General features: G+C 50.0%; 17 protein-coding genes and 1 other RNA gene. 11 read left to right on the top strand and 7 right to left on the bottom strand.

The window, feature by feature from the left end:
- Window positions 1-6 precede the first annotated feature (6 nt).
- A complete protein-coding gene (locus BP71_RS16420) occupies window positions 7-3,030 on the bottom strand; it encodes a SusC/RagA family TonB-linked outer membrane protein (protein ID WP_496381064.1) in 3,024 nt (1,007 codons plus the stop codon).
- Between the two features lie 338 nt (window positions 3,031-3,368).
- Between BP71_RS16420 and BP71_RS16415 the strand changes: the two genes are divergently transcribed.
- On the top strand, window positions 3,369-4,538 hold the full coding sequence (locus tag BP71_RS16415) for a LacI family DNA-binding transcriptional regulator (RefSeq protein ID WP_496381062.1): 1,170 nt from the start codon (window positions 3,369-3,371) through the stop codon (window positions 4,536-4,538).
- 104 nt (window positions 4,539-4,642) lie between these two features.
- Here the strand turns inward: BP71_RS16415 and BP71_RS16410 are convergent, their stop codons facing one another.
- Complete coding sequence (locus BP71_RS16410) at window positions 4,643-5,599, bottom strand: sugar phosphate isomerase/epimerase family protein (RefSeq protein WP_496381060.1); 957 nt, start codon at window positions 5,597-5,599, stop codon at window positions 4,643-4,645.
- Window positions 5,600-5,856: 257 nt separating this feature from the next.
- Here BP71_RS16410 and BP71_RS16405 point away from each other — a divergent pair, with 257 nt between their 5' ends.
- Entirely contained in the window at window positions 5,857-6,933 is a 1,077-nt protein-coding gene (locus BP71_RS16405; protein ID WP_496381058.1) for a glycoside hydrolase family 76 protein, read from the top strand.
- A gap of 53 nt (window positions 6,934-6,986) precedes the next feature.
- Here BP71_RS16405 and BP71_RS16400 read toward each other — a convergent pair whose 3' ends face one another.
- The 3 genes from BP71_RS16400 to BP71_RS16390 all read right to left on the bottom strand — a co-directional run bounded on the left by BP71_RS16400 (window position 6,987) and on the right by BP71_RS16390 (window position 11,243).
- On the bottom strand, window positions 6,987-8,450 hold the full coding sequence (locus tag BP71_RS16400) for an alpha-L-fucosidase (RefSeq protein ID WP_496381056.1): 1,464 nt from the start codon (window positions 8,448-8,450) through the stop codon (window positions 6,987-6,989).
- Window positions 8,451-8,726: 276 nt separating this feature from the next.
- Window positions 8,727-10,154, bottom strand: coding sequence for an alpha-L-fucosidase (locus BP71_RS16395; protein WP_496381054.1), 1,428 nt, complete (start codon window positions 10,152-10,154; stop codon window positions 8,727-8,729).
- 51 nt (window positions 10,155-10,205) lie between these two features.
- Window positions 10,206-11,243: an isoaspartyl peptidase/L-asparaginase family protein gene (locus BP71_RS16390; protein ID WP_496381052.1), complete on the bottom strand. Its 1,038-nt coding sequence runs from the start codon at window positions 11,241-11,243 to the stop codon at window positions 10,206-10,208.
- A gap of 308 nt (window positions 11,244-11,551) precedes the next feature.
- Between BP71_RS16390 and BP71_RS16385 the strand changes: the two genes are divergently transcribed.
- The 3 genes from BP71_RS16385 to BP71_RS16375 are packed head-to-tail and all read left to right on the top strand — an operon-like array spanning window position 11,552 to window position 14,167.
- A complete protein-coding gene (locus BP71_RS16385; RefSeq protein WP_496381050.1) occupies window positions 11,552-12,442 on the top strand; it encodes a hypothetical protein in 891 nt (296 codons plus the stop codon).
- Complete coding sequence (locus tag BP71_RS16380; protein ID WP_496381048.1) at window positions 12,426-13,100, top strand: ABC transporter ATP-binding protein; 675 nt, start codon at window positions 12,426-12,428, stop codon at window positions 13,098-13,100. The genes BP71_RS16385 and BP71_RS16380 overlap by 17 nt, the downstream gene beginning before the upstream one ends.
- Window positions 13,097-14,167: a hypothetical protein gene (locus tag BP71_RS16375; RefSeq protein WP_496381046.1), complete on the top strand. Its 1,071-nt coding sequence runs from the start codon at window positions 13,097-13,099 to the stop codon at window positions 14,165-14,167. Before BP71_RS16380 ends, BP71_RS16375 begins: the two co-directional genes overlap by 4 nt.
- 38 nt (window positions 14,168-14,205) lie before the next feature.
- Here the strand turns inward: BP71_RS16375 and BP71_RS16370 are convergent, their stop codons facing one another.
- The gene (locus BP71_RS16370; protein ID WP_496381044.1) at window positions 14,206-14,919 is read right to left on the bottom strand and encodes an SDR family oxidoreductase; all 714 of its coding nucleotides are present in this window, start codon (window positions 14,917-14,919) and stop codon (window positions 14,206-14,208) included.
- 45 nt (window positions 14,920-14,964) lie between these two features.
- Window positions 14,965-15,399, bottom strand: coding sequence for an inner membrane protein YiaA (gene yiaA, locus BP71_RS16365; protein WP_496381042.1), 435 nt, complete (start codon window positions 15,397-15,399; stop codon window positions 14,965-14,967).
- A 150-nt stretch (window positions 15,400-15,549) separates the two neighbouring features.
- Between yiaA and fabG the strand changes: the two genes are divergently transcribed.
- From fabG to rnpB, 6 genes are all read left to right on the top strand, one after another.
- The gene (gene fabG / locus BP71_RS16360; RefSeq protein WP_496381041.1) at window positions 15,550-16,296 is read left to right on the top strand and encodes a 3-oxoacyl-[acyl-carrier-protein] reductase; all 747 of its coding nucleotides are present in this window, start codon (window positions 15,550-15,552) and stop codon (window positions 16,294-16,296) included.
- Between the two features lie 74 nt (window positions 16,297-16,370).
- Complete coding sequence (locus tag BP71_RS16355) at window positions 16,371-18,446, top strand: BTB/POZ domain-containing protein (protein WP_496381039.1); 2,076 nt, start codon at window positions 16,371-16,373, stop codon at window positions 18,444-18,446.
- 22 nt (window positions 18,447-18,468) lie between these two features.
- On the top strand, window positions 18,469-19,386 hold the full coding sequence (locus tag BP71_RS16350) for a DUF2279 domain-containing protein (protein WP_496381037.1): 918 nt from the start codon (window positions 18,469-18,471) through the stop codon (window positions 19,384-19,386).
- Window positions 19,387-19,449: 63 nt separating this feature from the next.
- Entirely contained in the window at window positions 19,450-20,430 is a 981-nt protein-coding gene (locus tag BP71_RS16345; RefSeq protein ID WP_496381035.1) for a DUF8465 domain-containing protein, read from the top strand.
- 94 nt (window positions 20,431-20,524) lie between these two features.
- The gene (locus BP71_RS16340; RefSeq protein WP_496381033.1) at window positions 20,525-21,865 is read left to right on the top strand and encodes a DUF4403 family protein; all 1,341 of its coding nucleotides are present in this window, start codon (window positions 20,525-20,527) and stop codon (window positions 21,863-21,865) included.
- A gap of 108 nt (window positions 21,866-21,973) precedes the next feature.
- Window positions 21,974-22,380, top strand: an RNA gene (rnpB, locus tag BP71_RS16335) — RNase P RNA component class A.
- The last annotated feature ends 29 nt before the right edge of the window (window positions 22,381-22,409 follow it).

Here is a 22,409-nt window from a genome sequence, read left to right as displayed (position 1 = left end):
GGCGATTTAGAATGTGACCTGGATACCGCCCAGGAATGATCTGGACTGGGGATACACGAAGTTATCCACGCCAATGACCGTGTTCGAGCCGGCATACGTATTCACCTCGGGGTCGTAGCCGCTGTAATTCGTGATCGTAAACAGGTTGTTCGCGCTCACATACAGGCGAATGCCCTGCACACCTTTGAACCGTGGCACTGTGTAGCCCAGCGTCAGGTTTTTGCAGCGCAGGTATGAACCGTCTTCTACCACATAGTTGCTGATCGGCAGACGGCCACCCTGAAACCCGCTTACATACTGGTTGTTCGGGTTGGTTGGTGACCAGCGGTTTGCCACGCCTGCGAGCAGATTTCGCTGTCCCAACGGATTTTCAAAAGAAAGACGGCTGGCATTGTAAATGTCGTTACCCTGTGAGCCGGAAATGAAAGCGCCCAGGTCGAAACCTTTGTAAGACAGATTCGTTGAAAAACCATAGATGAATTTCGGGTTGGGATTACCGACGATCATCTGGTCAGCGGCAGTAATCTGTCCGTCACCGGTAATGTCTTTTACTTTGTGCCCTCCGAGGCGTCCGTCATAACCCGGCAGGATGGTTTCACCGGTCTGGTTTACGCCGTCGAAGACATAGCTCTTGAACATACCCAGCGGCTGTCCGATTTTGAGGATCGTGTAAGTGGTCATGAAGCGCTCGTTGGTAACACCGCCGTCCAGGTCGAGCACCTTGTTGCGGTTGATGGTTGCATTCGCCGAAACGTCCCACTTCAGTTTGCCATCCAGGATACGTGCATTTACAGCCAGTTCGAGGCCCTTGTTTTGCAATGCGGCGAAGTTTCCGGTGATATTGCCGTAACCTGAACTGAGTGGTAAGGTCTTGACATACAGAAGATCATCTGTTTTTTTCTGGTACACATCCGCAATGATGCTGACGCGGTTGTTCAGCAGGCTGATATCCACACCGAGATTGGTTTGTTTAGACCGCTCCCAGCGCAGGTCGGGGTTGGCAATGCCGGTAGGCTCGATACCTGTGACGTAGGTATGGTTGATCATATAGCTGTTGCCGGTAGCCACAGTCGCCAATGACTGGTAGGGATCGATGCCTCCTGCGTTACCCGTAATACCATAACTTCCGCGCAGTTTGAAATCCGACAGCCAGGTGATATCCTTCATGAATGGCTCTTCGATCAGGCGGTAGGCGGCAGACACTGCGGGAAACAGACCATATTTGTGGTTGGCCCCGAACTTGCTGGAACCGTCTACACGGGCTGTAACGTCGATGAAGAACTTGTCTTTGAAGCCGTAGTTTACACGTGCCATGTAGGAATCGAGGCGCTGGCTGCTCCGGCCACTGCTGATCGTGCGGGTCAATGCAAGCTGCATCGCCTCGTTTCTGGTAGCATCGTTGGGGAAGCCGGAGGCGCTCATGATATTGGAATTGCCTTGTTCAAGCTGGGTACCGAACACCGCCGTGGCTTTGAATGAATGTATTTTGGCAAATGTGGTGCTATAAGTCAGGATACTTTCGTGCAATAGAGCCAGATAGTTGGAATTGGCTTTGGTCCCTGAGCCGGAGTTGTCATTCAGGTCGCTTTTGTTGACGATCGACCGGGGCGAGTAACCGTCAAACAGTTCTCCCTTCTGATCGAGGTTGAAAGACGCCCGGTAGGTGAGGCCTTTGAAAAGATTGAATTCTCCGTACAGGTTGGCCAACGTACGTTTGATGGCGCGTTTGTTTAGCACTGCCGAGAAGTTCAGCGGGTTCACAACCTCGCGGTACTGTCCGCCGGCCTGTTCGCCGAATGGGAAAATGCTGCCATCGGGGCGATAGGGTTGTAGCATAGGAGGTGCGCCGATGGCCGCCCCCAATACGGAGGAGAGTACTGCGCCACCATCACCGATGTTGGTACCGCCTGTCTGGACACCGTTGGCAATGGAATAGCTACCCAGGATGCTGGTACCGACCTTCACGTTCTTGCTGATGTGATGATCGAGGTTAAGCCGGTAAGAATAACGCTGAAACTGAGACCCGATCAATGTGCCGTCCTGATCGAAGTAATTGAGCGACATCGCCAGCTGGGTTTTTTCGCTGCCCCCATTGATCGAAAGCTGGTGGTTCTGGATCGGCGCTTTGCGGAAGATCAGTTTTTGCCAGTTGACACCCTCGCCGAGTGAAGCGGGGTCGGGGTAGTAATTGTTTTTGAATACTTCATTTTCAACCTGCGCGAACTCCGATGCATTCAGAACGTCCAGCATCTTGTTTACCTTCTGAGTGCCATAATAGCCGTCATAGGTCACGCGTGTCGAACCGTTTTTACCTCTTTTGGTAGTGATCAGGATGACACCGTTGGCCGCACGGGCACCGTAAATGGCCGATGCGGAGGCATCTTTCAATACTTCAACAGATTCGATATCATTCGGGTTGATCGTCGAAAGCGGACTCACGTCCGTAATACCGCCACCGTTGGAAACTTGGATCCCGTCGATTACATAAAGCGGCTCCGAAGATCCGTTGATGGAGTTGGTTCCCCTGATCCTGACACTGATGTTGCCGCCCGGTGAACCTGAGTTCTGGTTAATCTGCACCCCGGCAACGCGCGCCTGAAGGCCTTGTGCGATGTTCGCAACAGGAGTTTGGACCAGATCGGCAGCCTTTACGGATGCGATGGAGCCGGTTGTCTCGACTTTTCGCTGTGTTCCATACCCTACTACCACCACTTCTTCGAGTGCTTTGGTATCTGTTTTCAGTGAAACATCCACTGTGGAGCGGTTGGCGACGGCTACTTCCTCTTTCAGGTATCCCAGAAATGAAAATACGAGTGTTGCATTGCCCGACGCCTGGATGGTGTATACGCCTTCGGCATCGGTAAGTGTTCCCTGTTGTGTGCCTTGTATAGTGATGCTCACTCCGGGAATTATTTCGCCTTTTTCGTCGGTTACCTTGCCTTTCACTGTCGCATTTTGCGCCAGTAACGACGGTGTAATGCCCAGGCAGAGCAAGCTGAGCAGGAACATGTCACGTATTTTTTTCTTCATGTAGGTAAAAATTAGGGTTTGATCAAAAGGATAAAATTGAAATAGTACAATTTATTTCGCTTTTCAGGTGCTGTTTGCAATCGTTCCTGGCACCTGATTTGCATGCCGAATTGCCGTTGCTACCTAAATATAGCTCCGCAGACAGGCGAGATCAATGCAGTTTTAAGCCCGAAAAATCCTGAATTTGAATAAAAACTATCGGGAACGTTTGCGGAGACGTTCCCGATATATGATTTTGCAGATGTTTAATTGGAAAATTTTATATTTTTGTAGTTGATGGGATTTCGTGGCTGTAAACCGGCAGGTAATAGGGGAATTATTTAAAAAATACAATCAATATGATTCAGTGCGTGAAGTGTGCACAGGTGGATGGTATCATGAAAGCAGGCTATGTGCGCGGCAAGCAACGCTATCTGTGCAAATGGTGTAATTACTATTTCACGCAGGCGGAAAAGGACGACTCGGTCGAATCGCTGGTAAAGCGGAGAAGGCACCAGACCACCATTATCGATATCGCCAAATCGCTGGGGGTGTCGAATTCCACGGTTTCGCGGGCCTTGCACGGGCACGCGGATATCAGTCCGGAAACGCGCCAGGCGGTACTGGATAAAGCTGCACAACTCGACTATCAGCCGAACCAGCTGGCGTATAATCTGGCGAAGAGCAGGACGAACACCATTGGCATGATCGTCCCTGAGTTTCACAATCCGTTCTTTCCCAATGTGATCATCGGCGCCCATGAGGTGTTGACGGAAGCGGGTTATAACCTGACGATCATGCAGAGCAACGAATCCTATCAGGTCGAGATTTCGAATGTCCGTGCGATGCTTGCCAACCGGATCGATGGCCTGCTGATCTCCCTCACGCAGGAAACCAATAACTTCGATCACCTCAGCCTTTTTGCGAAGCGGGGTATTCCGCTGATCCAGTTCAACCGGGTGTGCGACCAGATCGATGTACCTAAAGTGGTCGTAAACGACTTCGAGGCGTCATTTAAGGCAGTAGAACATCTTATTTTGAATGGCTACGAACGCATTGCGCATCTCGGCGGGCCACTCACGTTGCAGGTAAGCCAGGAGCGGCTGCGGGGTTACCGGGCGGCGATGGAAAAGTACGGCAAGCCGATCAAGGACCATATGATCATCCAGGGAATGCTTACCCAGCAAAAGGCGCGGATTTACGGCCAGTACCTCCTCGACCTGGCCGACCGGCCCGACGCGATTTTTGCCGTAAACGACTCCTCAGCCATAGAAATCATGCTGATGGCGCAGGAAAAAGGTATTTCCATTCCCGATGAGCTCGGCGTCGTCGGTTTCAGCGACAATGCAGAATCTGCTTACATCGGTCCGGGGCTCACCACCGTTCGCCAGCCTACTATGCAGATCGGACGTACCACTGCGGAATGGATCCTGCAACTGGTGGATGCAGACGAGATTATTGTTAATGAAAAGCGGGTTTTGAATACCGAGCTGGTTGTGAGGGGGTCTTCGAGGCGATGCAGGGACTAGCTTTTGCCAGGAGAGTATTTCAGTGGTAAAAAAAAAGTGCGGCCCCAGAGAAGACGCACTTTATTAACTACAGAATATAATTATGATTGCCTTTGCGGGAGTGCTTAACTGAACACTTCCCTGAATAATTTGAGGCTTTTCGGCACGGCAATGTTGGGATCTTCTTTGCCTTCCATTTCCAGCGATATATAGCCTTTGAAATTAGCCTTTCTCAAAATAGCCGCGATCCGCTTGTAATCCAGATCGAGGTCATAGTAATGTCCGCCGCCATAATAGGTCTTGGCTTGTACGATCGTCGCGTAAGGTGCCAGGCGTTCGAATTGCGGGTAGGGATCCCCTACGAAATTACCCGTGTCCACATTCATACCCATTGCCGGAGAAGAGGCCAGCGGCTTGTAAATTTCCAGCAGATAGTCGATGTTCGACGACAGCCCCCAGTGATTTTCGATCGCGAGCACGACACCTGCTTTTTCTGCTGCCACGAGGCATTCTCCCATGGAATCGATGCACCATTTGATTGCATCCCTATCCGTGTAACCCTGGACCGGCGGCTCTTTGCCATCCTTATAATAGTTGGCATCGCGCTTCACGGTACGCCAGCTGCCGGTGTTCATCCTGATGGCCGGAATTCCCATTTGGGTCGCAAGGTTAATACATTTTATGGTATGTTCAATGTCCTTTTTGCGGTCTTCCGGCTTGGGTTGTACAAAGCTCTGATGGATAGAAAGCAACGGCAAGGCCAGTCCGTTATCGAATGCGAGCCTTTTCAGTTTGTTCATGTAAGGCACCGTTTCGTTGTCCATCTGGCGGTGGAGTATTTCCACTCCGTCGAACCCGAGCCTGGCCGCATCTTCGATCACCTTTTCCACCGGGTATTTTTGTTCCTGAAAATGCCAATAGGAATAGGTAGACACCGCCAGTGGTATCCGTCGGGCCACCGGGGCCGAATCGCGGGTTTTAGCCTGAGCTACGTGGCCTGTCATGGCAGCTGCACCGCCGAGTGCAACGGTTTTGAGCCAATCCCGGCGAGATGCCTTGGCCTGTTCGTTGTATTCCATCATCTGTTTTAGGATAATTGGATTATTATTTTGACAATTTTAAGGATTTTGTTTTAAAACGCTAGCACCCGCGATATCAATTTGTGCCCGGGGAGCTGTGAATATTCACTTTTGCCTTGCCGGATATAGCTCCGGCCAGAAAGGTCTGTGCTTGATGGAAATGGGTTGGAAAAGCCTCATGAAGGCGGATTGGCATAACTTACCAAGTAGAGAACCTTAAACGCGGTACTTCTAGTCAAAAATAAAAACGAAACTATTTTATGAAATTCATTTACCCTTCAGTCCTGGTGTTGCTGGGATTGAGCAGCTGGAACGCCGCTTCCGCACAGGAATCTCCCGATTACAAGGCGCGGAGAGGCCAGATCATGTATAACATTGAAGGTGTTTTCTACGAGTCGTCGACCGGGCTTTTTCTGGAAACCAATGGGAAAAATGAAAAGCCGCATTCCTACCTCTGGCCGCTTTGCGCATTGCTTCAGGCCGCTACCGAATCGGAATCCGTAAGCCCGGGCAAGCAGTATATGAAGCCCGTGCTGGGAGCAATCCGGCAGTACTACAACACACAGGCTCCGGCACCCGGATACCAGGCATATGTAACCAGCGAGCAAAAAGACTCACGGTTTTACGACGACAATCAATGGATTGCGATCGCGTGCCTGGATGCGTACAACCGCACGGGTGAAAAGGATTACCTGGTGGTGGCCGAAGAGATCTACAAGTTTATGATGACAGGGTACGACACCAAGGCGGGCGGCGGACTTTATTGGAAAGAGGACGAAAAGAATACGAAGAATACCTGTTCCAATGGCCCGGGAATATTGGTAGCATTGCAGCTTTACAAGGTTAAGAAAGACCAGGAATACCTCAACACTGCCGTTCAGCTTTACGACTGGACAAAAAAGCAATTGCGTTCACCGGATGGTGTTTATTACGACGCGATCAAGATCCCGTCCCTGAAAATCGATTCGGCAAAATACAGTTACAATACCGGTACGATGCTGCAATCGGCCGTGTTGCTGCACGAAATTACAGGCAAACAGGAGTATCTGGATGAAGCAAGAATACTGGCGGAAGCCTCTAAGAAGCATTTTTATCGCAATAACAAACTTCCCGATAACTATTGGTTCAACGTAGTGCTGCTGCGTGGCTTTGAGGAACTGTATAAGATCGATCCGACAGCCGGCGATTTTCAGATTTTCGTCGCCGATGCCGAACGGATCTGGAAAGACGAGCGGGATGCAAAAGGCCTGCTGGGCCGGAAGCCGGTCAAAACGCTGATCGACCAGGGAGCGATGCTGGAAATGTATGCGAGGTTGGAGAGATTGACGAAACAATAACAAATCAAAAAGGCGCTGTTGGTAAAACCGGACAGCGCCTTTTTTTTTAGTGATTATTCCGAGTCCTTGTAAAGCCCGAACTCGCTGATGGCGATGCTGACGGGAGACTTGGTGATTCTGAGGCGAACTTTCTGGGTTGTTACCGGCGCGTCGAGCTTGGCAAGCTTCTTGGCGCCAACGCTTGTTCCTTTGTAGATTTCCTTCCAGTCATTGTCAACCCAGGCATCGACCGCGAATTCCTCGATACGCTGACCAAGCTTGATATATTCCTGAATACTGATGATATCGAACACCATGGGTTGGGTCATCTCGACGGTTACTTCCGGCGTTTTGAAGTCATCGTCGGTAGCCCAGTAAGTGTCGGTTTTGCCGTCGAGCAGGTTTTTGGCACTGTACACGGAGTTGTAGCCGCGGACGTTAACAGCCCGGGAAGATGCACGTGAGACAAGGTTGTTCGAAAATGTATTCTTCACGTGATCGCCGAATGATTTGAGTGCCGCAACATCGTCGCTGTGTAGCTGTCCGCGTGTATCGGGCGCAAGGCCGAGGTCGAGCGCAGCTCCGCGGCCCACGCTTTTCAAATAGAGGTCGAAAAGCTTTTCAGGGGTTTTAGGTTTTTCCGTCGAGTGATAGAACCAGCCTTTGCGAAGCGGAACATCACATTCGGCAGGGATCCAGAATTTTCCGCCACGGGTACCGCCCGGGTTTTCGGTGGCATTAGCCTGGCCCGGCACGGCTACATGCTGTCCTTCGGATGGTTTGGGGGTGAGGGTTGCCCACGAAGTCGGGTTTACGCTGCCATCCTCGTTGCCTGCCCAGCGAACATCCCAGCCGATATCGCTGAAAATGCTGGCATTAGGTTGCAATTTGCGCGTATAATTCGTCCACGTCGAATCCCACTGATAGTACGTTGTATTATCGATGGAACGCTTCTCGCGTGCGCCGCCGTAATAACCGTCACCGCCGTTAGCTCCGTCGTGCCATGACATGAACAGGTCGCCGTAGTTGGTGTACAGTTCGCGCAGCTGCTCACGATAGATGTTAATGTATTCGGGGGTGCCGTACTGGGCATTGTTGCGGTCCCAGGGGGAGCAGTAAACGCCGAATTTCAGGCCGTGTTTGCGGGCGGCGTCGGCTACCTCTTTGACCAGGTCGCCTTTCCCGTCGCGGAAGGGGCTTTTGGTAATATTGTAATCTGTTGTTTTAGTAGGCCAGAGACAGAACCCGTCGTGGTGTTTGGCTACGAGTACGATGCCGCGCAATCCACCGGCTTTGGCAGCCTGGACGATCTGGTCTGCATTGAAATCCGTGGGATTAAACGTCTTCGGATCAGCGTCGCCGTAGCCCCATTCCTTGTTTTCGAAAGTGGTAGGGGTAAAATGCATGATACCGTATACCTCGGTTTCGTGCCACGCGATTTGGCGCGGTGCAGGCAGCGCTCCATACGGCTTTGGGGGCGTTTGCGCAAATGCGATCGATGCCGTCAGGCAGAGGAGGCCAGTTATTTGTTTAATCATTTTGAAAAGGTGTTTCTGATGATGCAGATAGGGGTTTCACGGTTGAATGTAAATCCGTAGTGAAGATCGTTTTTTTAAAAGAGTTCACAAATTTTTTTGCCAAGGTTCCTGTCGGCTCATGGTGAAATCAACAGAATGTATTGACTGAAACTTAAAAACTGTAACAAAAACATTCATTGTTAAGTCGGAAAACGAAACTCTCTTAAAAGGAAGGCTGATTGGATTCCCGAAAAGTGGAATGGCAAGGCGTCATAAAAGCGATTAGACCTTCCTTCCTCAATCCCGGCTAACCACGAATACATAAGCAGGCTGCATTCCCACTTCCGCGACAATCTTAGCCGGAAGTTCAATGGCACCATTTTTCAGCTTCAAGACCTTTTTACTACCTGCAAATGTAATTTTCGTTTTTGCCGGAATTTCCAGTCCTTCCGGTTTCAGGCTGGCGGGCAGTTTTTCGCCGGCGTCGGCCAGATAGAATGCGTAAATAGTGTCTCCCTTTTTGGTATAGGCCCATTTACCCTGGCGATAAGGTGCCAAAGGCTTGGTCTCATAAATACCTATACCATTTACATTCATCCACTTGCCCATTTCTTCCAGGCGCTGATACGCTTCTTCATGCCATTCGCCATCGGGGCCGGGCGCCACATTCAGGAGCAGGTTGCCGCCTTTCGCTACGATGTCCACGAGGGTATGCACGAGTTTTTGAGTCGATTTGAAATTTTCTTTCGGGATATATGACCACGAATCTCCCATTGTCATGCAGGATTCCCAGGGGATGGACATATAATGGTCGGGGATCGACTGTTCCGGCGTTACATAGTTCTCAAATTCGCCGGTCACGGTACGATCTACGACCAATAGGCCCGGCTGATGTGAACGTGCCATTTTGGCGATGCGGGCCATGTCGATGTCCTGGTCGTATGGAATGGTTTTTTGCCAGCTGATGGTGGTATCGATCGAGCTGAATGGCCTTACCCAGCCGCCGTCGAGCCAGAGGATGTCCACGGAGCCGTAATCCGACATGAGCTCTTCGATCTGGTTGTAGGTGAAGTCTTTGAATTTGCTCCAAAGTTCCGGGCGCTTTTTGGGATCGTAGGAAACGTTCCGGTCCTTGGGTGGGAAGTAAGGCCACCAGTAAGAATCCGTATGCCAGTCGGGTTTGGAGAAATAGGTGCCCGTCATAAAGCCCTGGTTACGGAATGCGGCCAGGACCTCCTTGGTTACATTTGCCTTCGGGTTACTCTTGAATGGCGTATTGGTGATTTTATAGTCGGTGTACTTCGAATCGAACATCGAAAACCCGTCGTGGTGCTTTGTTGTAAAAACCACATACTTCATTCCTGCATTCTTTGCCGCCACCGCCCAGCGCTCCGGGTTGAATTTGACCGGATTGAATGTTTTGGAGATGTCTTCATAAGCCTTTTTGTACTCGTACCAGTCATGCGAATGAGGTCCGCGGCGTTCACACCATCCTTCATCCTCGGGACAGAGCGACCAGGATTCTACAATGCCCCATTGGCTATATGTACCCCAGTGCATCAGCAATCCGAATTTGACATCCTGCCACTTGCTTAATTTCTGTTGTACGAGTGGGTCTGTGGGCGCTACATATTTGGAGTGATTTTGCTCCGAATGCTGCTGTGCGTACGAACCGGAGGCAAAAAGCATCCCGGTCAGCAGCAAAGCTGTCGATTTAAGATTCATGTTGGTTAAGAGATAGTTAGAATTCAGTATTGCTCAATGCATTGCTCTTGCTTAGTCGAAATGGCTTTTTGAAGGAATCACTTTCCCCTCGCCGTCGCCTGTAGTAATGGTGTAAGCAAAACCGGGCTGTACTGAGAAAGCACCTACTTCGCCTTGCTTGTTTACAGCCAGAAAGCCCACCTGAAACGTCTTTGCCCGCTCCGGATCACGCTTTACGATGCGTTCGATTGCTTTTTTACAAGCTTCTTCCGGCGAGGCCCCCGCGCGCATAAATTCCACCACCAGGTGCGTTCCGCAAATGCGGATCACTTCTTCGCCCTGGCCAGACGACGTTGCCGCACCGATTTCATTATCAACGAACAAGCCGGCGCCGATAATGGGAGAGTCGCCTACGCGGCCGCGCATTTTGAAGCCCATGCCGCTCGTGGTGCACATCCCCGACAGGTCGCCGTTGGCATCCAACGCCAGGGTACCCATCGTGTCGTGGTTGAAAGAACCGTCATCGAGTCGTGCCGGAGCGAATGGGCCATGGCCTTTTTCCGGTTTTGATTGTTGGTGCTCTATGTTAATAACTGGCTTATATTCAGCTTTTTTAAGCCAGTTTTTGTATTCCTTGGCCGCGTCGGGCGAAAGTTTTGCTGATTCCAGTTTGAAGCCGTTCGCCAATGCAAACTGCTGTGCTCCTTCACCGGCCAGGAACACGTGAGGCGTGGTTTCCATGACCTTCCGGGCTACCGATATCGGGTGTTTAATCCGCTCAAGAAATGCCACGGACCCGCAGTTCGACTTTTCGTCCATAATGCAGGCGTCGAGCGTCACGTGCCCGTCGCGATCGGGGTTCCCGCCTAATCCGACGCAGCAATTGATGTCGTTTTCAATGGCTATGGCTGCTTGTTCTACCGCATCGATCGCTTTTCCGCCTTTTGCCAGCACAGGCCATGCGGCAGCATTGGAAATCTGGCCGCTGTCCCAGGTTGAGATAACGAGAGGCTTATTGGCAATAGGTGTTTGCGCGAACAACCGGTTCACCCGGGCGAAGGGTAAAGCGAACGCTGAAAGGCGGAGAAAGGAGCGGCGATTGGTGTTCATAGGTGTCTGGTATGATCGTTAGGGCAGGTAGGAATATGGATTTGTAAAATTTTGAAAATACTTGCGAGAGTTATTTAAAATTTTTTCAAATATACATCTCCCGAAATTTGTGATCAATGAAAATATGAAATTTCATAATGCCGGTTGCCGGAAGAGTCTTATTTTGAAACAATTATATTCCGATTGCCGGGAAGAAGGGGTGCCGGATAACCGCTCACGCTCGCTAATTTTTTGCGGCCAACAACCGGGAATTCTGATTAAATGGCCAACTTTGGCCACTGTTATTGAATGAACGAACAACATACACAATGAGTAACTCTCCAAAGGCATGTGTGGATGTGGCTATCAATGCTTATGGCAAGCCTTATCAGACGGCTATTACACTGTTGACGCTGATGAAGCATTCGCACCAATGGATCAATAAAATTTACTTCGTTGAAGAAGCCAAACAGCCGGAGCCTCCCAATTTTAAATTCATTTTTGATCACTTTGGCGACAAAATCGCCTATTACAAGCCAAATGTCTGGCTTTGGACCAATAATGTAAAATTCAATTTTCTTTTGAAGTTCAAGCGGTATCGCCATGCGATCCGCTATCAATATGCCTGGGAGAAATCCGATCAGAAATACCTGCTTGTCATTCATAATGATGTGTATTTCAAAGGAGATCTTGTGGGCGAATATGTGAATGGGATTGGTGCCGCATCGGGAATCGGGAGGATCGGGCAATGCTGGGTTTGTCCGGCACTGGAAGCGGGGTTATGCGGCCCGGAAAAATATACGGAATACAAACCGGGTTATGAGGAGCTGATGAAACTGGCCGCTGCTTACCCGCAGGCGCGCACAGCCGAGTACGGGCGCGTGGTTGATCGGGCAGCGCCATGGCCGTTGCCGGAATGCAGGCTGAATGAGTACGTGGCGATGATCGACCTGGAAAAGACGCGGAAAGATACAAGCCCGCAGGGAAAAGGTGCTGCGTTCGGTTCTTACGACCGGCTGGATGTAGGCGTGAAATGGTTTGCCGACATGAACAATGCTGGTCACAGCTTCCGGCATTTCGATTATGATCCATACGCCACCCATAGCTGGATCAGCCTTCAGAATGCAGGGCATAATGCGATGTTCGACAAGGACCTCTACCGTTATGAAGAGTCCGTAGCGTTGCAATGCCTGAAAGACGAGTTTGACCTTCATCCCTGAAACGGGTATTCAGCGCAGCATGGTACTGGAAATCGAGCATCTGAGTCAGCGTTACGGCAACCGGGAAATTCTTTCAATTTCTTCATTCCGGATCAATCACGGTATTTACTGGATTCAGGGAGAGAATGGTGCCGGCAAATCGACGCTTTTCCGGACTCTGGCGGGGATGCTGCCTTTTGAAGGAACAGTCAAACTCGACGGCCGGTACGACCTGAAGAAAAATCCCGTGGACTACCGTTTAAAGCTGAATCTGGGAGAGGCCGAGCCTCTTTATCCGGCATTCCTGACACCCGCCGATCTGATCGCGTTTGTTGCTGAGGCGCAGCGGGCGTCTAAAGAGCAATGTGATAGCTTGACGGAGGCTTTCGGTGTTCATTATCTTCAGAATCCTTTTGGCAGCTGTTCCAGCGGAATGGTTAAAAAAGTCTCCCTCCTGCTCGCATTTCTCGGAGAGCCATCGCTGATCATTCTCGATGAACCACTTATCACCATTGACCGGGAGGCGCGGGAAGTGCTTTTTCACCTGATCCGGGATTACTATAAGAAGGGCGTGACATTCCTGCTTTCATCCCACCAGCTTTTCGAACAGGAGGGCCTCCACGTATCACAAAGTTTTCGTTTGAAGGACAAAACGCTTGTCAGTGCCGATTTGCCATGAAAATGCTACTGGTTTCCACAGTATCAGCTTTTTTCAGACAACGGGCCGGAATGTTCTTTGTTTTGATGGGCATTCTCTTCGGTTTTCTAAGTGCCGTCGAGCACCATGCATTTGCGGTATTTTTTCTGACGGGGAGGTATGGCATGGTCTGTCTTTTCGGGCTATGGCTGGCTTACTCGCTGTTGTGTGGCCAGTTTTTGGTACGCACCTGGAAGCTGCCCGAATACACATTTATATTTCATGCGCGGGTATGGTCGCCCGCGACCCGCTGGAAGCGTTTTGTGCTGCAAGGTCTCGGCTTTCTGCAGCCAGTCTTATATTACGGCGTGTACCTGGCCATCATTGCCGTTCAGGACGGTTTGTTGGCACGCTTGTGGCCGATTATTCCTTTCTATATCTCATTCACACTTGCGCTGGCCGCCGCCGCCGAATGGAGGATCAGAAACCCTGTGCTTTACGTACCGATCGAGACAGGGTCTATTATACAATGGCCATTTAAACGCCCGGTTTCGTGGTTGTACTGGTCACTGGAATGGTTGTTCCGGGAGCGGGGCATCACGTTGATCGCCGGGAAGCTCGGGGCTATGCTGGTTGCTGCGGGGACCATCCTTTACTATGGCACCGGTCAGTACGATATCCGGATGCCGGCCGTAGGTTTGTCTCTGGCATATCTGCTGAACCTGGGATTGTCTTATGAGCTATATTTCTGGGAATCATCCATATGGCTTTGGGGGCGATCTTTGCCACAGCCGGTCTTTTCCAGGTGGAGCAGGGTGCTCGTCATACATGCCATTCTGATTTTACCGGAAACACTTGTTGCCATTCGCAACGGAGCTTTAAGCTTCGGGGAGGTCGTGCAGTTGTATCTGCTTGGACTGGCCGCGTTGATTATTTCACATTTGTATTTTTACAAAAGGGCAGGTATGCCGGAGAATGCGCTGCAAGTGCTGCTTCTCGGTTTTGTGGGGCTCACATTGCTGATTCTTTATAAGATCCCTCTGCTTCTTATCGCGGGGTGCCTTCTCCTGATCTCTGTATATGTGCATCCGAAATGGTCCGGGATCTGAGGCGGGCATGGGCCACTCCGGATCCCGGATAACGCAGCCTATTTGGGTGGCATCGATGGACGTACTTCTATTTTGCTGGGCAGCGTTCTTGCCGGCATTCTGATGAGGTCGGAAACAATCTGGCCGATGTCTTCCGGTTGGATTTTCCAGGCGTCCTTTTCCGACGGTGCGTGGTTATTGAACTCCGTGGCCACCGATCCAGGCATGATGGTCGTAACCTTGATACCCGCATTGCGAACGTCCATCATCATGGCTTGGCTGAACCCCACCAATCCGAACTTGCTTGCATTGTAAGCAGTTCCCGCCGGGAAAAAGTTGGTCCCTGCCAGGCTGGATATGGTGATGAAGTACCCTTTGGATTCCGTGAGGGCAGCAAGGGAAGCTTTGGCACTGAAAAATACACCGGTAAGGTTAATGTCGATGGTTTCCTGCCACAGTTCTGCGCTCAGCTCCTGGATAGGGGCAAAGTGACCTACCCCTGCATTTGCAACCAGATAGTCGAGACGTCCCCATTGCCCGAGTACGGTCTGTACCGCTTTTTCCTGCGAGGCCAGATTCCTGACGTCCGATGCGATGCCCAGTGCGTAACCTTCGCGGATGCGGTTCAAAGTGCTGGCGGCCTGGTCTGCATTTTCCTGTGACCGGCTGGTGATTGCGACGCGGACCCCGTCCCTGATCAATGATTCAGCGATGCCGTAGCCAATACCTTTGGAACCTCCCGTAATCAGTGCTGTTCTAACTGTTTCTGTCATTACCTGATGCTTTAGTACAAAAAATACACTTCAGGGATAACAGCATCATAGGTCAGAAGGTTTTGAAAAATTGGTTCCGGAGTCGAAAATTTGCATATCCCGGGTGTTTTTCTGAACTGCGATGGCACCGAAAATGCCGAGAAGATAAGCAAACGCGTAAAAGCCCTTTTCGCTGGGGAGCAGGGTCGCATTCCATAATCCGACAACCAGGAGAACGATAGCCAGGATCGTTGAAAACCAGCTGATTCCATAGTAAATGGCTGTGACCGGAATACCCTCCAGCCGGTCGCGGACACTTTTCTGAACGGAGACTGCTGCGAAGAGACCGTACATGAGAACCGTAAAATAATATCCTTTTTCACTCAACAACATCTCGGACCTCCAGAGACCGATGATAAACCCGATCATGCCGGTGCCTAATGCGACCCAGGAGGCCGCAATGAAGGCTCCTGACGTTTTCTGAGTATTCATAGTGTTCATGCTTCGTGTTGGTTTAATGGTGGAGAAGGTTTTTTGCCTGAATATTACGTGATTTTGCGATAAAGTACCATACTTTGTTTATTTGCCGGTCTCTGCCCAATATCCTATTTTTGCCGGCGGTATACATTTTGACAGATTCTAATCCTATTTATGAAGTTAGTAGCAAATAAAGTTGCATTGGTAACAGGAGCCTCGCGCGGTATCGGACGTTCGATCGCGTTGCGCCTGGCTCAGGAAGGTGCTGATGTCGCATTTACATATTTGTCCAGTGTCGAAAAAGGAGAAGCTTTGGCGAGAGAGCTTGAAGCATTTGGAGTAAAAGCGAAGGGGTATCGCTCCGACGCATCCAATTTTGACGCTGCCGACCAACTCGTTACCGATGTTGTAGCTGATTTCGGGAAGTTGGATATTCTCATTAATAATGCGGGTGTAACGCGGGATGGTCTGCTCATGCGCATGAGCGAGGAGCAATGGGACACCGTGATCAATATTAACCTGAAATCGGTTTTCAACCTGACCAAAGCCGCTACCAAGTCCATGATCCGGGCGAAAAGCGGATCTATCATCAATATTACGTCGGTAGTTGGGATCCGTGGTAATGCCGGCCAATCCAACTACGCTGCTTCCAAGGCCGGTATTATCGGCTTTACGAAATCGATCGCGCTGGAATTAGGCTCCCGAAACATTCGCTCGAATGCGGTAGCTCCCGGCTTCATAGAAACGGAAATGACCGATGCCGTAGATGCCAAAGCGGTAGACGACTGGAAGCAATCCATCCCGATGAAGCGGGGCGGGCAACCTGAGGAAGTCGCTGATGCCTGCGTGTTCCTTGCTTCGGATATGTCGCGGTATATTACCGGCCAGGTTATCCAGGTGGACGGTGGTATGTTAACATAGAGTCTTTCTTCGTTAGTAAATAGCTGGCGGTTTCGTTGTATATTGTAACGTCGCCAGCTATTGAATCCCAACACATGCGGTCCGAGCTTATCTTCCAAACCCCTTCCTGGTTCATCCTTTTCTGTCTGCTCGCAGGGACTGCCTACGCCTTTTTGCTTTACCAGCCGCAAGCACCCTGGGGGAAAAGATTGAATTATCTTCTATCCGCTTTTCGTGGAATTACCGTTGCGGTTATCTGCTTTTTGCTACTCAACCCGCTGGTCCGGAGAACTGAAACTTCGGTGGATAAGGCCAAAGTCGTTTTCGCGATCGATAACTCGGAATCGGTGGGTAAGTATGGACGGGATGTAATGGGTGCAGTGAAAGTTGCCGTAGCGGACCTCGCCGCATCGGGTTTTGAAGTGAGCATCGAGACATTGGAGGACTCCAGGCGCATCGACCCCGACTCTATCCGTTTTGAGGGGCGTAAAACCGATCTCAGCGGAATGCTGCAGAGCGTGGGCAGCAACTACGAAGGGCGTAACCTTACAGACGTTATCCTTTTATCCGACGGGATCGTCAATCAAGGTATTTCACCTGCCTATAACCGTTATCCTTTCAAGATCAATACGCTTGCTGTCGGTGACTCGGTCCCCGACCTCGATATCCGCGTGAAAGATGTGGTCAATAACCGCATTGCTTATCTGGGGAATGAATTTCCGGTGCGGGCGGAAATCGTCGCCAACGGACTTGCGGGGAAAACCACGACTGTGAGTCTCAAACAGAACGGACGTGTGATACAAAGTCAGCAGGTGGTGATCGATCGTCCTGATTTTTTCAAGGCTTTTGATTTTAAAACATCGTCTGCGCAGAAAGGAGTGCAGCACTACACCGTCGAGCTCGGAGCAATTTCCGGAGAAACCTCGGGAAGAAACAACCGGAAGGATGTGTATATCGACATCATCGACGGTCGGCAGAAAATATTGCTGATGGCCCTTGCGCCACATCCGGATATTAAAAGCATTCGCAGCGTGATCGAGGCGAACGATAACTACGAACTGGATATCAATATCCTGTCGATCAACAACACCCCGCCCGCCTCGACCAAGCCTTATGATCTGATCATTTTGCATCAGGTACCCAATGTGCTGGGTTTGGGTAACACACAGATCAGGAAATTTATCGAAGCGAAGATTCCGCTGTTCTTTATCCTCGGAAATCAATCGGCAGTTCCGCTCGCGAGTTCGCTGAACAGGTCGTTGTTTATCAATGCGGCGGCTAATAACCAGACAGACAAGGTGACAGCCCGATTTAATTCCTCATTCCAGCAACTGAACTTTGATGCGGAAAGTCTGAAATTGCTGGAACGACTTCCCCCATTGTCAGTTCCATTCGGGGAGTACAATATTTCATCGGGGACCGAGACTATTTTGTACCAGAAAGTAGGAACACTGAATACGACCAAGCCCTTGCTTGTTCTGAACACGAGCGGCGACCAGAAGACAGCGGTGCTGGCGGGAGAGGGGCTGTGGCAATGGAGACAGGAGGAGTTTGCGCAAACCAACAAGCAAGAGGTAGTGGATAACCTGTTCCAGAAATTAGTGCAGGTACTATCGGTGAAAGAGGACCGTCGGAAATTCAGGGTTTATCCTGTCAGAAACGAGTTTGATGCCGGTGAGCCGGTGATTTTTCAGACGGAGATCTACAACGACATTTACGAGCCGATTTTCGGACAAGAAGTGAAGCTGGATTTGGTGGATGAAAAGGGGAAGATCAGACAATTTACCTATACCCATTCCCAGGAATCGCCGCGGTTCAATGTAAGCGGACTGGGCGACGGCGTGTACCGTTTCGCGGCCACGACGACACTGAAAGGAAACCAGGAGAAAGCAACGGGGCAGTTTGTGATCCGTAATGCCGACCTGGAACAGAACAATACCACTGCCGACTTTGGCATGTTGCGCGACCTGGCGCGTCGATCAGGGGGCACTTTTATTACCCCGTCTTCGCTCACTAATTTTATTCAAAAACTTAAAAGTGACCGCCCGGCAGACAGGCTGGACAGCAGCGAGGAGATGGTGGAGCTGATTTACCTGAAATGGCTGTTTTTCCTTCTTGTTTTATTGCTGGGATCCGAATGGGGACTAAGGAAATACCACGGTGGTTACTAGTATCAGGCCTCCGGGCAAACGAATGCGTTTCTTTTTTTTACTGCTTTACTTCTTCGTATCAGTTGTTTCCGGCACAGTTTGCGCACAGGACGCGGCCCCGCGCGATACGCTAACCCATGACTCCATTCCGCAGGCACGGCCCAACTACGCGCTGCTGCGAGGTATTTTCGCAGCACAGTCGGGATTGTATCTCGGTACTTTATATGGTTTGAGTAAATCCTGGTATAAAAACAGCCTGACCCGGTTTACCGTTCAGGACGATACCCACGAGTGGTTACAAATGGACAAAATGGGGCACCTTTACACATCGTACCAGATTGCAAGGCATACAGCAGCCCTCTATAAAATGACGGGTATTTCGAAACGTCAGATGCTGGTGTATGGAGCCATTTCCGGCGTTATTTTTCAAACACCTATTGAGATCCTGGATGGCTTTTCACCGGATTATGGTTTTTCGCCGGGCGATATGGTGGCGAATACATTGGGCTCGGCACTTTACCTGGGGCAAATCGCGTTGTGGGATGAAGTAAGGATACAACCGAAATTTTCGTTTCACTATACGTCACTTTCCAGGGTAAGACCAGAGCTGCTCGGGAGTAACCGCTATGAAAGCTGGCTGAAAGATTATAACGGCCAGACTTACTGGTTTTCAGCGAGCCCCAGGTCATTTTTCAGGGGATCGAAATGGCCCGCATGGCTAAGTCTTTCAGTAGGTTATGGTATCCAGAGCATGGTGTCTGCTGAGAAAGACAAAAGCGTTGAAATGGGGTATAGGCCCTACCGCCAATATTATCTGTCGGTGGACATCGATCTGACAAAGATCAAGACAAAGAACAAGTTTGTCAGGACACTGGGTTTCCTGGCCAATTCCATTAAAATACCGGCACCTACGCTGCAGTTCAGCAGAAAAGGAGTCGATTTTAAGCCATTTTATTTTTAGCATTACAAGTAACCAACGTGCGAGGCAGAGTAAGAGCCTTGGCCGGATTTGAATTGAAATATTATGAACATCGGAGATAGAGTAAGATTGGTGCATGGAAGGGAAGAAGGCATTATTTATGCGTTCCTTCCCGGCAATGTGGTTGAAATAGAGATTGAGGACGGATTCCGTATCCCGGTCATGAAAAATGAAATTGTTACGATTTCACCCGTCGAGTCACAACGGATGACGAAGTCAGAGGTGCCCGGGAAGATAGCTCCGCGCAATGAAGCAATCATTCCGAGGAACGCGCCATTTGCTGAAAAGGGCATTTACCTGGCTTTCATTTCGGTCAATGACCGGGCTTTGACAGTCCACATCATTAACAATACCGACTGGACTCTTCCGTTCACGGCATCGGCGTCGGGGCAGCATTCGACGGGTTTAGCTGCGGGTGTGCTGGCACCTCGGACGGCGCAGAAACTTTCGGAGGTGTTGATGAAAGATTTCGAGGAATGGCCGGTATTCGATTTCAGGTTGTTGTTTTACCGGGATGGCAAACATGATTTGCCGCAGCCATTGAACAAAAGGATTAAATGCAGAGCGCAGTCGTTTTATAAGAATAAAGGCAGAGTTCCTGTTCTGGCGAAGGATGGGTTTGTTTATCAGCTGGATGAGGAGAATCTGAAGAAAGACACCGAGCCTTTAAGGGATGATTTTTCGGCGGAGCTACGAAACAGCATGCTTTCGGGTCCCGCGATCGAAACGGGCCCTGTGGCGAAGCCCAATCAGGTTGTGGATTTGCACATCGAGAAGCTGGGCGTGGACATCAAAGGACTTTCCAATGATGCAATTCTTAAGAAGCAGCTTGATGCTTTTGAAAGTAACCTGGAATTGGCGATAGCCAACGGGATGGATGAAATCACGTTCGTACATGGTGCGGGTAATGGAACGCTTAAAGCAGAGCTGCACCGCAGACTGGGTAAAAACCAGCATGTTCAATATTTTAAAGATGCTTTAAAAGAGAAATTCGGATACGGTGCTACCCTCGTTAAAATCAAGTAATATTTACCTCAGGCCCGGTTATTTTCTAACCGTCCTGCTGGTGGCTGGCAGTCTATGGCAGTGCCGCCCTAAAAGTACCTCCCCTAAGGCGCCTATGGAAGAATACAAATATTCGGAAAAGGAAATCCAGCAAGAGAAACATTTGTCGGTGCTGAATGTACCTGTGGAAATTCCGGTATCCGAGATCGAGAATCAGATCAATGCCAAGATCAAAGGCTTGATTTACGAGGACAACAGCTACGAGGACGAAAACAATGACAACCTGAAAGCGAAGGTTTGGAAAATAAGTCCGATCCGCGTTGTGGCGATAGATTCGTCGTTCCTGCTCGAAGTACCGCTGAAAATTTGGGTGAGTGCAGGATACAAGATCAGTCCGCTCGGTGTGACGATGTCGGGGTACAGAGACACCGAGTTTTCAATTCGCATCCGATTAATTTCGAAAATCGGCATTACCCCGTCCTGGCAGTTGAAGTCGGAGACATATGTCGATAGTTACGACTGGATCAGCGATCCGAGCATCAGGGTGGCCGGGATCAATATTCCTATTAAAGCCATGGTGAGCCGGTTACTGAACAAGAACTTCGATAGGATCACACAGGCCATCGACGAGCAGGTAGCGACTAACCTGGAACTTAAAAAGAATGCAGAGCTGGCCTGGAACGTCGCGAGGCAGCCGGTGATGCTGGCGAAAGAATACGATACCTGGCTGGTTATTGTTCCGACCGGCATCGTGATGACACCTCTGCTGGCAAAAAACAATATACTTCGCTCGGTGATCGGTATCAAAGGATACACACAAACCATCACTTCTGCTGTCAAACCACAGGTGGTCGCAACGCAAAAACTGCCGGACCTGCAAATTGTGGATAAGGTTCAGGAAGATTTCAAAATAGGATTAATCAGTGTGGTATCCTACGAAGATGCCGCGAGGCTTGCGACGGCTAAGTTTGCAGGAGAAAAGTTTTCTTTCCTGAATGGAAAATATAGTATTGAGGTATCGTCCATAACCATGTATGGCCAGAACGACAGGCTGGTTATTAAAGCAGGTCTGAAGGGAGGTATTAACGGAGATATTTACCTGAAAGGCACTCCTTATTATGATCCTGAGACACAGCAATTGTCGTTGAAAGGGCTTGATTATGATCTGGATACGAAGAATTCGATTATCAGGACAGCCGGATGGTTATTACAGGGGCAATTTAGCCGGATGATGGAGAAGCGAATGGTTTTCCCGGTGGGAGAACAAATTTCGGAGGCAAAAAAGACAGTACAGAAAGCATTGTCTAATTATAAAGTCACCGAGGGTGTCGTTGTAAAAGGAATACTTTCCGATATTGTGCCCGATAAGGTTTATCTTACTCCGAAACATCTTTATTCTGTTGTATTTGCGACCGGAAAAGTGAATTTGAAAGTTGGCGGGCTCAAAGGAATCTGATAGAAAATTTGCACAATAATCAGCGGAAGTGCCATATTTTTTTACTTTTTATGGTATATTGACTGCTGTTCGAAAGAAAGTATTTCTTAGCTTTGTGGTCAGAGGAAAGGTCTAAGCTGTCCTGCCGCTGCGGTTTTTAATCGGGGAGGAAAGTCCGGGCAGCACAGAGTACCGTACTTCCTAACGGGAAGGCAGCAGGTTGGTGACGGCCTGTTGACAGCAAGTGCCACAGAGAAGATACCGCCTTGGCATATTTTTTGTATGCCTCGGTAAGGGTGAAAAGGTGGGGTAAGAGCCCACCGGTTGCGGGGTAACCGGCGGCGCATGGTAAACCTTACGGGCTGAAAGATCAAATAGGTGTTGGTTTGCGGGGCTACTCGTCCCTGTCCTTCGGGACGCCGACACGGGTAGATCGTTAGAGGTTCCGGGTGACCGGAATCCTGGATAAATGGCAGGAGCGGATGCCGGGCGACCGGTAGAAGTAACAGAACCCGGCTTACAGGCTTGGCTTTTTTTCTGATTTTTGAATTTATTTACAATGCTA

The organism is Dyadobacter ginsengisoli DSM 21015 (assembly GCF_059568735.1).
This window is presented reverse-complemented; position numbering and strand designations above follow the sequence as displayed.